This is a genomic window from Paraburkholderia bannensis NBRC 103871 (genome assembly GCF_000685015.1).
Lineage (GTDB): Bacteria > Pseudomonadota > Gammaproteobacteria > Burkholderiales > Burkholderiaceae > Paraburkholderia > Paraburkholderia bannensis.
Genome location: NZ_BAYA01000008.1, coordinates 1 through 15,131, shown reverse-complemented (window position 1 = coordinate 15,131; position 15,131 = coordinate 1). Strand labels below are relative to the sequence as shown.

The 15,131-nt window shown below is 62.7% G+C and carries 13 protein-coding genes; 9 read left to right on the top strand and 4 right to left on the bottom strand.

From position 1 onward, the window contains the following. The first annotated feature begins 42 nt into the window (after positions 1-42). Both BBA01S_RS14840 and BBA01S_RS14835 read left to right on the top strand, forming a co-directional pair. A complete protein-coding gene (locus BBA01S_RS14840) occupies positions 43-537 on the top strand; it encodes a MerR family transcriptional regulator (RefSeq protein WP_027817140.1) in 495 nt (164 codons plus the stop codon). Next, entirely contained in the window at positions 462-890 is a 429-nt protein-coding gene (locus BBA01S_RS14835) for a carboxymuconolactone decarboxylase family protein (RefSeq protein WP_027817139.1), read from the top strand. Before BBA01S_RS14840 ends, BBA01S_RS14835 begins: the two co-directional genes overlap by 76 nt. Before the next feature lie 9 nt (positions 891-899). Here the strand turns inward: BBA01S_RS14835 and cysS are convergent, their stop codons facing one another. Both cysS and BBA01S_RS14825 read right to left on the bottom strand, forming a co-directional pair. Next, positions 900-2,300: a cysteine--tRNA ligase gene (gene cysS / locus BBA01S_RS41355; RefSeq protein WP_042297235.1), complete on the bottom strand. Its 1,401-nt coding sequence runs from the start codon at positions 2,298-2,300 to the stop codon at positions 900-902. 276 nt (positions 2,301-2,576) lie between these two features. Beyond that, positions 2,577-3,401, bottom strand: a complete 825-nt coding sequence (locus BBA01S_RS14825) for an IclR family transcriptional regulator (protein WP_042297233.1) — start codon at positions 3,399-3,401, stop codon at positions 2,577-2,579. Between the two features lie 612 nt (positions 3,402-4,013). Here BBA01S_RS14825 and cyoA point away from each other — a divergent pair. The 6 genes from cyoA to BBA01S_RS14795 all read left to right on the top strand — a co-directional run bounded on the left by cyoA (position 4,014) and on the right by BBA01S_RS14795 (position 10,278). Further along, a complete protein-coding gene (cyoA, locus tag BBA01S_RS14820; RefSeq protein ID WP_042297231.1) occupies positions 4,014-4,907 on the top strand; it encodes a ubiquinol oxidase subunit II in 894 nt (297 codons plus the stop codon). Between the two features lie 6 nt (positions 4,908-4,913). Next, positions 4,914-6,917 (top strand): cytochrome o ubiquinol oxidase subunit I, encoded by a 2,004-nt coding sequence (gene cyoB, locus BBA01S_RS14815; RefSeq protein WP_027817136.1) that lies wholly within the window; start codon positions 4,914-4,916, stop codon positions 6,915-6,917. A gap of 3 nt (positions 6,918-6,920) precedes the next feature. Beyond that, positions 6,921-7,532 (top strand): cytochrome o ubiquinol oxidase subunit III, encoded by a 612-nt coding sequence (cyoC, locus tag BBA01S_RS14810; RefSeq protein ID WP_027817135.1) that lies wholly within the window; start codon positions 6,921-6,923, stop codon positions 7,530-7,532. Next, the gene (cyoD, locus tag BBA01S_RS14805) at positions 7,533-7,853 is read left to right on the top strand and encodes a cytochrome o ubiquinol oxidase subunit IV (RefSeq protein WP_027817134.1); all 321 of its coding nucleotides are present in this window, start codon (positions 7,533-7,535) and stop codon (positions 7,851-7,853) included. A 310-nt stretch (positions 7,854-8,163) separates the two neighbouring features. Next, entirely contained in the window at positions 8,164-9,366 is a 1,203-nt protein-coding gene (pcaF, locus tag BBA01S_RS14800; protein ID WP_027817133.1) for a 3-oxoadipyl-CoA thiolase, read from the top strand. A 297-nt stretch (positions 9,367-9,663) separates the two neighbouring features. Next, positions 9,664-10,278, top strand: coding sequence for a hypothetical protein (locus BBA01S_RS14795; protein ID WP_042297229.1), 615 nt, complete (start codon positions 9,664-9,666; stop codon positions 10,276-10,278). A gap of 110 nt (positions 10,279-10,388) precedes the next feature. On the opposite strand, the gene gabD is transcribed toward BBA01S_RS14795, so the two are convergent. Further along, positions 10,389-11,840: an NADP-dependent succinate-semialdehyde dehydrogenase gene (gene gabD, locus BBA01S_RS14790; RefSeq protein WP_027817131.1), complete on the bottom strand. Its 1,452-nt coding sequence runs from the start codon at positions 11,838-11,840 to the stop codon at positions 10,389-10,391. A gap of 129 nt (positions 11,841-11,969) precedes the next feature. After that, a complete protein-coding gene (gabT, locus tag BBA01S_RS14785) occupies positions 11,970-13,262 on the bottom strand; it encodes a 4-aminobutyrate--2-oxoglutarate transaminase (RefSeq protein WP_027817130.1) in 1,293 nt (430 codons plus the stop codon). A 130-nt stretch (positions 13,263-13,392) separates the two neighbouring features. On the opposite strand from gabT, the gene pdxR reads away from it, so the two are divergent. Then, positions 13,393-15,081, top strand: a complete 1,689-nt coding sequence (gene pdxR / locus BBA01S_RS14780; RefSeq protein WP_027817129.1) for a MocR-like pyridoxine biosynthesis transcription factor PdxR — start codon at positions 13,393-13,395, stop codon at positions 15,079-15,081. Positions 15,082-15,131 lie beyond the last annotated feature (50 nt).

Here is a 15,131-nt window from a genome sequence, read left to right as displayed (position 1 = left end):
CTTGACTTAGAGTGCACTCGAAGTCCTAACCTGAGATCCGTCATGTCAAAAGCCCTGACTATCGGCCAGGTGGCCGCGGCCACCGGCGTCACGACCCATACGCTACGTTATTACGAGCAGGCCGGCCTGTTGCGTGCGATCGGACGCACGCAGGCGGGGCACCGTTTGTATTCGCCGGCGGATCGGGACTGGCTGCTGTTCGTCATGCGCCTGAAGGCGACCGGGATGCCGATTGCGTCCATCCAGGCGTTTTCCGAGCTGCGCGCGCAGGGCGATGCGACCTACGAGGCGCGCCGCGACATGCTGGCGGCGCATCGCAGCGACGTGCTCGCACGTATCGACGAACTGCACGCCAATCTTGCGGCGATAACGGACAAGATCGGCTGGTACGAAGCGGCGGCGCGGGACGCGGCCCGACATGACGAAGACACGCCCACCCATCGACAGGAAAAGGACTCGCCATGGAACACGGAACCGACGCAACACCCCGCAAGCACGACCGGCACGACCGTTATGCACAAGGCTGGCAAAAGCTGAAGCAGATCGACGGTGCGGCGGGCGAGAAAGTCGTGGCGGCGCTGGCGCCCATTGCGCCGGACTTCGGCCGCTTGTTGATCGAGTTCGGCTTCGGCGATATCTATAGCCGGCCCCAACTCGATCTGCGCGCCCGCGAAATCGCGACGATTGCGGCGCTGGCCGCGCTCGGCAACGCGCAGCCGCAGTTGAAGATCCACATTGAGGCCGCACTGAATGTGGGCTGCACCCGCGATGAGATCGTCGAGGTCTTCATGCAGATGGCGCTCTACGCGGGCTTTCCGGCGGCGCTCAATGCGTTATTCGCCGCGCGCGAGGTGTTCGAGGCGAGCGAAGCGCTCGCCCCGGAACACTGAGCCGTCGGGTTATCTCGAATCGAGCGGGAGTGCGGGGACGTGAGTCAGATGCTGTCCGTCCTTGCCGTCCTCGACTCGCCAGCCTTGCTCGCTCAAGCTTGCCCGGATCCGGTCGGCTGCTGCCCAGTCCTTCGCCGCCCGGGCCTGCTCGCGCGCGATCAGCAATGCGCGGATGCTTTCCGGCACGTCGGCCGCTTCGGGGCGCCATTCGTTGAGCTTGAAGCCAAGCACGCTATCGAAGCGATCCACGGTCGCCCGCAGGGTCGCGGGCGGCAGGCCGCTGCGGATCAGCTCCCACAGCATGGCGAGCGCTCTGGGCAGGTTCAGGTCGTCGTTGACTTCGGCGTCGAAGCGCGCCGCGAAAGCCTGATCGACTCGACCGCCCTGCGGCCAGCCCGCATAAAGATGCCGAAGCCGGTTCAACGCCGTCTGCGCTGCTTCGAGCGATGGCCAGCTGAAACGCAGCTTGCTCCGGTAATGAGCCGTCAGGCACAGATAGCGATACGCGAGCGGATCGATGTTCCGGCTCTGCAAGGTCTCCAGACGCACGAAGTCGCCGCTCGACTTGGACATTTTCGTGTGCGCGTCGAACGTCAGAAAGTGACCGTGCATCCAGAAGTTGGCGAGACGGGTGCCATGCGCCGCCTGGGTCTGGGCGATTTCGTTGCTGTGGTGAACCGCGATATGGTCTTCGCCGCCGCAATGAATGTCGAACCAGGCGCCGAGGTATTTCGCCGACATGGCCGAGCATTCGATATGCCAGCCAGGAAAGCCACGCCCCCACGGACTGTCCCATTCCATCTGGCGCACGACGTCAGGCGGGCTGAATTTCCATAGCGCGAAATCCGTGCTGCTGCGCTTCTCGCCCACGGCGACGCGCTTGCCCGCCTGCAAGCCAGCGCGATCGAGGCGCGCGAGATAGCCGTAGTCGTCCTGCCGGCTCGTGTCGAAATACAGTCCGTCCGAGGTGCGATAGACGTAGCCCGCCCGCTCCAGCTCGCCGATGAAGCCGATCTGCTCGGCGAGGTGATCCGTCGCGCGGCACCATATCGTCGGCTCCAGCAGGTGCAGGGCGCACCAGTCGGCGACGAAGGCCTCGGTATAACGCTGGGCGATGGCCCACGCGGATTCCCCGGTGCGCCGGCTGCCTTTTTCCATCTTGTCTTCGCCTTCGTCCGCATCCGAGGTGAGATGCCCGACATCGGTGATATTGACGACGTGCCGCACCGCGTAGCCGTTGTGCATCAACACGCGGCGCAGGATGTCCTCGAAGACGTACGTCCTCAGGTTGCCGATATGCGCGTGGTCGTACACCGTGGGGCCGCAGCAATACATGCCGACCTGGTTGCCGTGGATCGGCGTGAAGGGGCGCACGGTACGCGACCAGGAGTCGTAAAGCGCAAGCGGCATGGGCTTCTCCGTCACAAAAGCGTTGGGCAAAACAAAAGGCCGCCGGTTTTTCAACGGGCGGCCAGAAGGCAATGGATTCGACGTATAGCTGGAACGCTAGACGCGACTTCCCCCCGGCATGTTCGGACAACATGCGCGATGCAACGAAGCGGGGAGTGGGAGGAAATCAGGCATGTCGTCGATCGTAGCGTTGGTGCGGGCGCGAGGTCAATACAGTCGAATCCGGTCTCGAATCCGGCGGCAAGCCTGAAGCGCGCTCCGGGCCGCCGGGTCGCCTCAAGTGCGTCGCGACACCATCCCTGAAACGCGCTGGGCCGCCTGTTGCAGCGGCTCCAGGAAGGTTTTCACCATCTGTTTGGCCGAGGTGCGCTGCGCGTTGCCGCTGATGTTCATGGCCGCGATCACGCGGCCCTGGCGGTTGCGGATCGGCGCGGAAATCGAGATCAGGCCGCCTTCCAGTTCCTGGTCGACGATGGCCCAGCCCTGTTCGCGGACCTGGGCGATGATCTTCTTGAGCTCGTCCTTGTCGGTCACCGTGCGCGGCGTGTGCGCGTAGAGCGGCGACGCGCCGAGCGTTGCGTCGAGCGCGTCCTCGTCGAGCGCCGACAGCAGCACGCGTCCCATCGAGGTGCAGTAAGCCGGCAGGCGGCTGCCGATCGACAGGTTGATCGTCATGATCTTGTGCGTGGGCACGCGCAGCACGTAGACGATCTCGGTGCGGTCGAGCACGGCCGCCGAGCAGCTTTCGTGCACTTCGCCGGACAGCGCTTCCATGACCGGCTCGGCCAGGTTCCAGAACGGCATCGACGTCAGATAGGCGAAGCCGAGGTCGAGGATCTTGGGCGTGAGCCGGAACAGGCGTCCTTCGGCCTCGACGTAGCCGAGCGTTTGCAGCGTCAGCAGGATGCGCCGCGCGCCCGCGCGCGTGAGGCCGGTGGCCGCCGCGACGTCGGTGAGCGTCTGCTCGGGGTGCTCGGCGTTGAACGCGCGGATCACGGAAAGCCCGCGCGCGAACGACTGCACATAGGAGTCGCCCGGCTTTTCGGGGATATCCGTCGGCTCGTCGGAGGGGGCGGGCGTGGCGCGGGTAGCGGGGTTCATGGCGTCGTGGCGTCGGATCAAGGGCTGGAGGCGGCGCGGAAGGAACCCATGACGATAGCGCAAGCGCATTGTTTCGCCAACCGGCGCGCGGCGGCGGGGTGACGCCCCGGCGGGAAAATGCAAGCAGAATGGCGCGCTAATTTACTTATGTCATTTGATTTTTCGCAAATGAGTTGTTGATTAATGATATTGACGAAATCGGTGAATATAAGTCGATCGAATATATCGGTCGATATTTTCATTCGTGCCGTTTAATCGTACAGGTCTGGAACCCGCCTCGGCTGACTTTTAAGCGCCGTTGAATGACGAAGCAAGCTTCCGTCACATTCACGCACTTTTTCGCCTGGCAAGCGCTTGTTGCTGCCTGCGGCGCCTTGCCACGCAAGGAATCCGGCCAATGCGAAAGACAGTTGAAAGATATGTGTGTCGTTCCGTCGCGCCGATAGCGATGCGCTGGTGCACCCGCAATAAACCTTAGCCTAAATCAAATTTTTGAATAACCCGTTTCCGTAGAATTTCGCTCAAAACGGTACGGGTGCATTTTGCATGGCGGGTTTTGCCATACAGATGTGTGACAGCGTTCAAAGTGGTTAAACGGAAAAGCAGGCAAACATGAAGAGAAAAGCCTTCAAAAGGTGGTTAATCCCCCTCGGCGGCGGGCTCGTCGCCACGCTCGCGGGATGTAGCGGCAACCTGACGGTGCTCGACCCCAAGGGCAGCGTCGGCGTGGCCGAAAAATCCCTCATCGCGACAGCCACGTGGGCCATGCTGCTCGTGGTGGTGCCGGTGATCCTGCTCACGCTCTATTTTGCCTGGCGCTACCGTGCGTCCAACCGCAACGCCACCTACGCGCCCAAGTGGGCCCACTCGACGGCGATCGAAGTCGTGGTCTGGACGATTCCCGCCGTCATCATCCTGTTCCTCGCCGTGCTTACCTGGAAGACCACGCACGAGCTCGACCCCTACAAGCCGCTTGAATCGAACGTGAAGCCCATCAACGTCGAAGTCGTCGCGCTCGACTGGAAGTGGCTCTTCATCTACCCGGATCTGGGCATCGCCACGGTGAACCAGCTCGCGGTGCCGGTGGGCACGCCGGTCAACTTCCGCATCACGTCGGATTCGGTGATGAACTCGTTCTTCATCCCGCAACTGGGCACCCAGGTCTACGCGATGGCGGGCATGCAGACGCGCCTCCACCTCATTGCGGACGAAGCCGGCAATTTCGAAGGCATTTCGGCCAACTACAGCGGCAAGGGCTTCTCGGACATGAAGTTCCGCACGCTCGCCACCAGCCAGCAGGATTTCGACGCGTGGGTGCAGAAGGTCAAGGCCTCGCGCGACGGCCTGTCGATGGACGAGTACGCGGGCGTCGCGCAACCGACCGAGAAGGCACCGGTGCAGTACTTCTCGACCGTCGATCCGAAGCTCTTCAACAACATCATCGCGAAGTACAACAACGGCCACGTCACGGACTTCAATGACCCGTCGTGCGTGACCAAGGGGTAAGCAGTCATGTTCGGAAAACTCACCTTAGGGGATATCCCGTTCGATCAGCCGATCATCATGGGCGCCGCGGCGGCCATGGCGCTGATCGTGCTCTCCACATTCGGTCTCGTGACCGTGAAGGGCAAGTGGAAGTACATCTGGTCAGAATGGCTCACGAGCGTAGACCACAAGCGCATCGGCGTGATGTACATCATCGTGGCGGTGCTCATGCTCGTGCGCGGCTTCACCGACGCCGTCATGATGCGCGTCCAGCAGGCCATCGCTTTCGACGCGCCGGGCTATCTTCCGCCGCATCACTACGACCAGATCTTCTCGGCGCACGGCGTCATCATGATCTTCTTCATGGCGATGGCGCTCATGGTCGGCCTGTTCAACCTCGTCGTGCCGTTGCAGATCGGCGCGCGCGACGTGGCGTTCCCGTTCCTGAACTCGCTCTCGTTCTGGATGACGGCGATCAGCGCGATTCTCATCAACCTGTCGCTGGTGATCGGCGAATTCGCACAGACCGGCTGGCTCGCCTATCCGCCGCTCTCCGAGCTGCAATTCAGTCCAACTGTGGGGGTGGATTACTACATCTGGTCGCTGCAGCTTTCGGGGGTGGGCACGCTCATCACCGGCATCAACTTCTTCGTCACGATCCTGAAGATGCGCGCGCCGGGCATGAGCCTCATGAAAATGCCCGTGTTCACGTGGACGGCGCTGTGCTCGAACGTGCTGATCATGGCCACGTTCCCGATCCTCACGATCGCGCTCGCGCTGCTGGGTTTCGACCGCTACGTCGGTACGCACTTCTTCACGAATGACGGCGGCGGCAACGCCATGCTGTATCTGAACCTGATCTGGGCGTGGGGTCACCCCGAGGTCTACATCCTCGTGCTGCCTGCGTTCGGCATCTATTCGGAAGTCATGGCCACGTTCTCGAAGAAGCCGCTGTTCGGCTACAAGACCATGGTCTACGCCTCGTGCGCGATCATGGTGCTGGCCTTCCTGGTCTGGCTGCACCACTTCTTCACGATGGGTTCGGGTGCTGACGTCAACGCGTTCTTCGGCATCATGACCATGGTCATCGCGATCCCGACGGGTGTGAAGATTTTCAACTGGCTGTTCACGATGTACCGCGGCCGCATCGAATTCACGGCGCCGGTGCTCTGGACAATCGGCTTCATGGTGACGTTCTCGATTGGCGGCATGACGGGCGTGATGATGGCGATTCCGGGCGCGGACTTCGTGCTGCACAACTCGCTGTTCCTGATCGCGCACTTCCACAACGCCATCATCGGCGGCGTGGTGTTCGGTTATCTCGCGGGCCTGCACTACTGGTTCCCGAAGGTGTTCGGCCTCAAGCCCAATGAAAAGCTCGGCAAGGCCTCGTTCTGGTGCTGGTTCGTGGGCTTCTACGTGGCCTTCGTGCCGCTGTACGTGCTCGGCTTCATGGGCGCAACCCGCCGCCTGAACCACTACGACAATCCCGTATGGCACCCGTACTTCATCGTGGCCGCCATCGGCGCGGCGATCATCGCGGTGGGCATCGTGTTCCAGGTGCTGCAATGGGTGATGGCGTTCGTCAATCGCAACAAGGCGGAATGCCAGGACGTCACGGGCGATCCGTGGGATGGCCGTACGCTCGAATGGGCAACCTCGTCGCCGCCGCCGGTCTATAACTTCGCGCTGATCCCGCAGGTGCAGGACATCGACGCCTTCACGCACATGAAGGAAACGGGCCGCGGTCTGGGCCTCGCGGCGAAGTACAGCGACATTCATATGCCGTCCAACACGTCGGCGGGCTTCTTCATCGGCATCTTCAGCCTGTTGCTCGGCTTCGCGGGCGTATGGCACATCGTGTGGCTCGCGGCGCTGGCGTTCGCCGCCATCGTCGTGACGATCGCCGTGCGCAGCTTCAGTGACGACGACGGCTATTACATTCCGGCCGCGAAGGTTCGCGAGATCGAAGAGAAGCGCCATCGCGCGGCAGTCGCCGTCGAGCGCGAACTGGCGGAAGTGGAGGCCTAAGCCATGCTACAGAAAACCAACACGGCAACCGTTGCCGACTTCGATCATCACGATCACCCGCCTTCGAACTCGGTGTTCGGCTTCTGGGTGTACCTGATGACCGACTGCGTCCTGTTCGCATCGCTGTTCGCGACCTTCGGCGTGCTCGCGCACCAGTATGCGGGCGGCCCGACGGGCAAGGATCTGTTCGATATCGGCGGCGTGGCGATCGAAACCGCCGTCCTGCTGCTCTCGTCCATCACCTATGGCTTTGCAATGCTCGGCGCGCAGCAGCGCAAGAGCGGTGCGGTGCTCGGCTGGCTGGCGCTCACCTTCGTGCTGGGCGTGCTGTTCCTCGTACTCGAACTGCGCGAGTTCTCGCATCTGATCGCCGATGGCGCGGGGCCCCAGCGCAGTGCGTTTCTCTCGTCGTTCTTCGTGCTGGTCAGCACCCACGGCCTGCACGTGTTCTTCGGTCTCGTCTGGATGGCCGTGCTGATGATCCAGGTGCTGCGCCGTCCGCAACTCGATGAGCGCGAAGTGCGCCGCCTCACGTGCCTGAGCCTTTTCTGGCACTTCCTGGACGTGGTGTGGATCTGCGTGTTTACTTTTGTCTATCTCGGGAGCGTGCTCTAAATGGCTCATTCTCATAGCGAAGCTCATGGCTCCTTCGGCAGCTACGCCGCGGGCTTCATTCTCTCGGTGCTGCTGACCGCCGGTGCGTTTGGCGTCGTGATGCACGGCGCGTTTGCGCCGGGTACGGGCATGGCGATTCTCGCAGTGCTCGCCTTCGTGCAGGTGGTCGTTCACCTGGTGTTCTTCCTGCACCTGAACGCGTCGCCGGGGCAGGGCTGGAACGTGTTGTCGCTTGCCTATACAGTGCTGGCCGCTGCGTTCCTGATTATCGGCACGATCTGGGTCATGCATAACGTGAGCATGAATATGATGTCGCGATAAGCCAGTCGATTTGATCAGACCAGGCTAGCGGCCGTGCGAGACTTCCGTCTTGCACGGCCGTCGCCATTTCTGACGTCCGGATTGCACACCACCCTGCGGATACCCCTGCTTGACACTCGCGCGCCGCGACGCCTATCATGGGCGCCAAATGTTCGATTATCGACCATGAGTTCGTAGGTCGAACAAAACGCACGAGGACGTGCGCGTTCGATACCTCATTCTTCGCCCGCGCAGTCCGTCGATCCCAACTGGTTTTGCATGGGATTGCGTCCGACGCTCACATCGCGCGCGCAATCGACAGGAGACTCTTATGACGGAAGCATTCATCTGCGACGCAATTCGCACGCCGATCGGCCGCTACGCGGGCGCCCTTGCTCAGGTTCGCGCTGACGACCTGGGCGCGGTGCCGCTCAAGGCGCTCATGGAGCGCAACAAGGAGCTCGACTGGTCGGCGATCGACGACGTGATCTACGGTTGCGCAAACCAGGCAGGCGAAGACAACCGTAACGTCGCGCGCATGTCGTTGCTGCTGGCGGGCCTGCCGCAGGCCGTGCCGGGTTCGACCGTCAACCGTCTGTGCGGTTCGGGCATGGATGCCGTGGGTATCGCCGCGCGCGCGCTCAAGTCGGGCGAAACCGGTCTGATGATTGCTGGCGGCGTGGAAAGCATGAGCCGCGCGCCGTTCGTGATGGGCAAGGCGAACACGGCTTTCGCACGCGACGCCGCGATCTATGACACGACGATCGGCTGGCGCTTCGTCAACAAGCTGATGAAGGCGCAATACGGCGTCGATTCGATGCCGGAAACGGCCGAAAACGTCGCTGTCGACTACAACATCAGCCGCGCCGATCAGGACGCGTTTGCGGTGCGTAGCCAGCAGAAGGCTGCGCGCGCCATCGCCGACGGCACGCTGGCTCAGGAAATCGTCTCGGTCAGCATCGCGCAGAAGAAGGGCGATCCGCTGGTCGTGTCGCGCGACGAGCATCCGCGTGAAACCTCGCTTGAAGCGCTGGCCAAACTCAAGGGCGTCGTTGGCCCGGACGGTTCGGTGACGGCCGGCAACGCATCCGGCGTCAACGACGGCGCTTGCGCGCTGCTGCTCGCCAACGAAGAAAACGCGAAGCGTTTCGGCCTGACGCCGCGTGCGCGCGTGATCGGCATGGCAACGGCAGGCGTTGCGCCGCGCGTCATGGGTATCGGCCCCGGCCCGGCGACGCAGAAGTTGCTCGCGCGCCTGGGTATGACGATCGATCAGTTCGACGTGATCGAACTCAATGAAGCGTTTGCCTCGCAAGGTCTGGCTGTGCTGCGCATGCTCGGTGTCGCGGACGACGATCCCCGCGTCAATCCGAATGGCGGCGCGATCGCGCTGGGCCACCCGCTGGGCATGAGCGGCGCGCGTCTCGTGACCACCGCGATGTATCAGCTGCATCGCACCGGCGGCCGCTATGCGCTGTGCACGATGTGCATTGGCGTCGGCCAAGGCATTGCTATTGCGATCGAACGCGTTTAATTCGCATCCGGTCATTCCGAAAAAGCCGCGGGTCTTTTTAAGATCCGCGGCTTTTTTCTTGGTCTTATCGACGCAATAGATTTAAAAATTCGAAACAATCGGGCCGAGAATTTCGTTAACAATCACCAAACAATTTAAAACCAATCATCTCAAATTCGCGGCGAATAATCTCGGTCAAACTCGGCGCATCCAGCAGCCTGTACTTCGTACTCCCGCGTAGAATCGCTCGCACATCGCGCCTCATGCAGGCCTGATTCGTTTTGCGAAGCGAGTTCACCGTAAAGAGGAGTGCAAAAAATGAAAAAAGTATCGGCTTTGGCAGTTGCAATGACGATGGCTTTGTGTGTTTCGCAGGTTTCGTTCGCGCAGGACGCGCAACCCGCATCGGCGCCCCAACAATCGGCACTGGCGAGCGCGGCGCAAGACGTTCTCGCTCATAGCGAGCCGATTCACGTGCAGGCGAAAATCGTCGGCATCGATCGCGCTTCGCGCATCGTCACGCTGCGCGGGCCGCTCGGCAACAGCGTCGATGTCGCGCTGAGCAAGCAGGTTGGCAACTTCGATCAGTTGAACATTGGCGATACCGTCGACGTGCTTTATCAGAACGCGCTGCTCGTCACGGCTGAAAAAGTCACGGGCAAGGACAAGGGCATCCGCAAGCGCGTCGATACCAACGTCTATGTGCCGGATTCGTCGGGCTATGACGCCGCGCGTCAGGTCGAGGTTCAGGCGACCGTGCAGCACATCAACATGAAGAAGCGCGAAGTCACGCTGCGCGGCGCGTATCAGACCACCATCGTGAAGGCCACGCCGGACATCGATCTCAAGACGCTCAAGGTCGGCGACACAATTCACGCCGTGTTCGTTTCGGCCTACGCCACGCAGGTGACGCCGGTCGGCTCGACACAGTAAGCGCTGCACATAAAAAAACCGGCGCGTAGCGAACACATCGCCACGCGCCGGTTTTTGCTGATCGGCTTGAAGCCAATCAAGCGCCAATCAAGCCGACCAAGCCGGAAGGCTTACATGCCCGCCATGCACAGGTACTTGATGACGACGTAGTCGTCGATGCCGTAGTGCGAGCCTTCGCGGCCCAGGCCCGATTGCTTCACGCCGCCGAACGGAGCGACTTCGTTCGAGATCAGGCCGGTGTTGATGCCCACCATGCCGTATTCGAGCGCTTCCGCCACGCGCCAGACGCGGCCGATGTCGCGGCTGTAGAAGTACGCGGCCAGGCCGAATTCGGTGTCGTTGGCCATCTTGATCACTTCTTCATCCGACGAGAAGCGGAACAGCGGCGCGAGCGGGCCGAAGGTCTCGTCGCGCGCGACCTTCATCGCGGGCGTGACGCCCGTGAGGATGGTCGGCTCGAAGAAGCCGTGGCCGAGCGCGTGGCGCTTGCCGCCCGTCAGCACCTGCGCACCCTTGCCGAGCGCGTCTTCGATGTGCGATTCCACCTTCAGCACGGCCGCTTCGTTGATGAGCGGGCCTTGCGTCACGCCAGCTTCGGTGCCCAGGCCGACCTTGAGCTTTTCCACCGCATCGCGCAGCTTGGCGGCGAATGCGTCGTACACGGCGTCGTGCACGTAGAAGCGGTTCGTGCAGACGCAGGTCTGGCCGCTGTTGCGGTACTTGGACGCGATGGCGCCGGCCACTGCGGCGTCGAGATCGGCGTCGTCGAACACGATGAACGGCGCGTTGCCGCCCAGTTCGAGCGAGACCTTCTTGACGGTCGCGGCGCACTGGCTCATGAGCAGGCGGCCCACCGGCGTCGAGCCCGTGAACGACAGCTTGCGCACGATCGGGTTGCTCGTGAGTTCGCCGCCGATTGCCTTCGGGTCGCCGGTGACGACGCTGAACACGCCTGCGGGCACGCCTGCGCGTTCGGCCAGCACGGCCAGCGCGAGCGCCGAGAACGGCGTGGCTTCAGCGGGCTTGAGCACGATCGGGCAGCCCGCGGCGAGCGCGGGGCCGACCTTGCGCGTGATCATCGCGGCGGGGAAGTTCCACGGCGTGATCGCGGCGCACACGCCGATCGCTTCCTTGGTCACGACGATGCGCTTGTCGTTGGCGGGCGTCGGGATCGTGTCGCCGTAGACGCGCTTGCCTTCCTCCGCGAACCATTCGAGGAACGAGGCGGCGTACCCGATTTCGCCCTTGGCTTCGGCGATCGGCTTGCCTTGTTCGGTCGTGAGGATCAGCGCGAGGTCGTCGGCGTGTTCGATCATCAGATCGTGCCACTTGCGCAGGATGACGCTGCGCTCCTTCGCGGTCTTGGCGCGCCATGCGGGCCAGGCGGCGTTGGCGGTGGAGATCGCGCGGCGCGTTTCGGCGGCGCCCATGCGCGGCACCGTACCGATCAGCGCGCCGGTGGCGGGGTTGACCACGTCGAGCGTGGCGCCGTCTTCGGCGCCTTGCCATTCGCCGTTGATATAGGCGGCGTTCTTGAGCAGCGATGCGTCTTTCAGGTTCATGGTTGAACTCCGGGCAGTGCTTCTATTCGATTCGAAACGGTTAAGCGAAAACGGCACAGCGGCGCGCGCCGGTGTGCCGTTTTCGGGACTAAAGCTGAAACTGAAGCGCTGGAGCAGCGAGCGGGAGGCTTACGCCGGCACGCCCACGGCTTCCTTGATCGACTCTTCGAGGATCGCGAGTGCTTCGTCGAACACGTTTTCCTGGATCGTCAGCGGGAACAGGAAACGCACGACGTTCGAGTACACGCCGCACACGAGCAGCAGCAGGCCGCGGTTGAGCGCGGCGGTTTGCACGCGCTTCGTGAAGTCGGCGTCGGCTTCATTGGTGCCCGGCTTGCAGAACTCGACGGCGTTCATCGCGCCCGGGCCGCGCACATCGGCGATCTGCGGGACTTCAGCCTTCATCGCGGTGAGCTTGGCCTTGATCTTGTCGCCCAGCTTCGTAGCGCGCTCGCACAGCTTTTCTTCTTCGATGATCTCGATGACTGCGTGTGCCGACGCCACCGCCAGAGGGTTGCCGGCGTACGTGCCGCCCAGGCCGCCAGGCGCTGCCGCGTCCATGACTTCCGCGCGGCCGACCACGCCCGACAGCGGCATGCCGCCGGCGAGGCTCTTGGCGATCGTCATGAGATCCGGTGCGACGTCGTAGTGTTCCATCGCGAACAGCTTGCCGGTACGCGCGAAGCCCGTCTGGACTTCGTCGGCGATCAGCAGGATGCCGTGCGTGTCGCAGATCTTGCGCAGGCCGCGCACGAAGTCCGCCGGTGCCTGGTAGAAGCCGCCTTCGCCCTGAACCGGTTCGAAGATGATCGCGGCGACGCGCTTCGGATCGATGTCGGCCTTGAACAGCATCTCGATGTGCTTGAGCGAGTCAGCCGTGCTGATGCCGTGAACCGAGTTGGGGTACGGAGCGTGGTAGACGTCAGCTGGGAACGGGCCGAAGTTCAGCTTGTACGGTGCGACCTTGCCGGTGAGCGCCATGCCCATCATCGTGCGGCCGTGGAAGCCGCCTGCGAAGGCGATCACGCCCGGACGGCCCGTCGACGCGCGAGCGATCTTGACGGCGTTTTCGACGGCTTCAGCGCCGGTCGTGAAGAACGCGGCCTTCTTCGCGAAGCTGCCCGGTGCGCGCTGCGCGACCTTCTCGGCCAGCGAGACGTACGACTCGTAGGGGACGATCTGGTAAGCGGTGTGCGTGAACTGGTCGAGCTGCGCCTTGATGGCGGCGACGATCTTCGGATGGCGATGGCCCGTGTTGCACACGGCGATACCGGCTGCGAAGTCGATGAAGCGGCGGCCTTCGACGTCCCACAGTTCCGCGTTTTCGGCGCGCTCGGCGTAGAAGTTGCACATCACGCCCACGCCACGCGGGGTGATAGCGTCCTTGCGGCTCTGCAGATCGGCGTTCTTGCTCACGTTCATCTCCTTCAATGCTTTCGGTTCTGAGGTTGGTTGGTGGGCCGGGAGTGCATCCTTTGCCCATGCCGCGACTATACTCACGTTTGGCTCCAAAATTTAGAGCCATTCAGTGCAATCTTTAGGAGCCAATTTTATGCGTGCGAGTGTCCTGTCCGACTGGCTGGCCCAGCGGCTAGAGCGCGGCAGCGGGCAGCCGGTGTACCGGCAACTGCACCGCTTGCTGCAGCAGGCGATCCACTCGCGCGAACTGCCGGCGGGCGCGAAAGTCCCGTCCTCAAGGCTTCTGGCGGCGGAGCTGGGGATTGCGCGCAATACGGTGACGCAGGTTTACGAGCAATTGGTGCTCGAAGGCTACGTGACCTCGGCGACGGGGCGCGGGACATTTGTGGCCGATACTTCGCCGGATGAGATTGTCGGCGCGGCGGAAATTGGCTCTATCGAATCAGTGAAAACCCCGAGGCAACTGGGTTCCATTACGGGCCAATCCGGTCTGATTGCAACTAACAGCCAGACCTTGCCGAATGCGGACGTGCTGGCGGGATTGCCGCCGCCCGTGGCGGCTGTCGGCGCGGATTTGCGCGATGGCGAGGGTGGTTCGCTCATCCTGGGGGTGTCCCAGTCGCTGCAGTCGCCTCAGTTGCATCGTCCGGCTGCGCGGGCGTTGTCGGCGCGAGGCGCGCGCCTGATTGCTGGCGCGGGCGTCTCCAAGCGGCAGGGCGGCGCGTTCATGCCGGGCGTGCCCGATGTCTCGCGCTTTCCGGCGCGCATCTGGACGCGATTGCACAACAAATACTGGCGCACCTTGCGCCCTGATCTGCTGACCTATGCGCCGGGCGGCGGCCTTGCGTTGCTGCGTCACGTGCTGGCTGACTATCTGCGGACATCGCGCTCCGTGCGTTGCACGCCTGAGCAGATCATCATCACGACCGGCATTCACCAGTCCGTCGATCTGGCGGTACGTCTGCTGTCCGATCCGGGCGACACGATCTGGACGGAGGATCCGTGCTATTGGGGCGTGCGCAGCGTGTTGCATGTATCGGGTCTAAAGCCGCGTCCGATTGCCGTCGATAGCGAGGGCATCAATCCTTCCGCTGCCGATTTCGCTGCGCCGCCGCCGAAGCTGATTCTCGTCACGCCTTCGCATCAGTATCCGCTTGGGATGGTGATGAGCCTGGCGCGGCGGCGCACGCTGCTCGAATATGCGCGCCAGAATCAGTGCTGGATTATTGAGGACGACTATGACAGCGAGTTTCGCTACGGCAGCCGGCCGCTGGCTTCGTTGCAGGGGCTCGATACGGCGGGGCAGGTGATTTACGTGGGGAGCTTTGGGAAGACGCTGTTTCCGGGCCTGCGTGTGGGGTACCTGGTTGCGCCGGAACCGCTTGCCGAGAGTTTTGCTACGGCGAGTGCGGAGCTTTATCGGGAAGGGCAGTTATTGCAGCAGGCTGTGCTCGCGGAGTTTATCGCCGAGGGGCATTTCACTTCGCATATTCGCAAGATGCGGGCGCTTTATGGGCAGCGGCGGCAGGCCGTGCTTGATGCTGCTGCGCGGCGTTATGGGGAGGCGCTGCCCGCTATGGGAGGGGATGCGGGGCTGCATGTGGTGATGCAGTTGCCCGAGGGCAGCGACGATCGCGCGGTGGCTGAGGCTGCGTTGGCGCGCAATATCGTTGTGCGGCCGTTGTCGGGGTATTACTCGGAGCGGGAGCGGGCCGGGTCGGGGTTGTTGATTGGCTATGCGTGTGTGCCTGATGAGGAAATTGGGCCTGCGTTCGATATGCTGGGTGAGGCTATTGATGTGACTTTGCCTGCGTTTGGGTGATTTTTTTTGGCATTTCCTTGTTGTCGTGTCGGTCTATTAGCGTTGCCCCT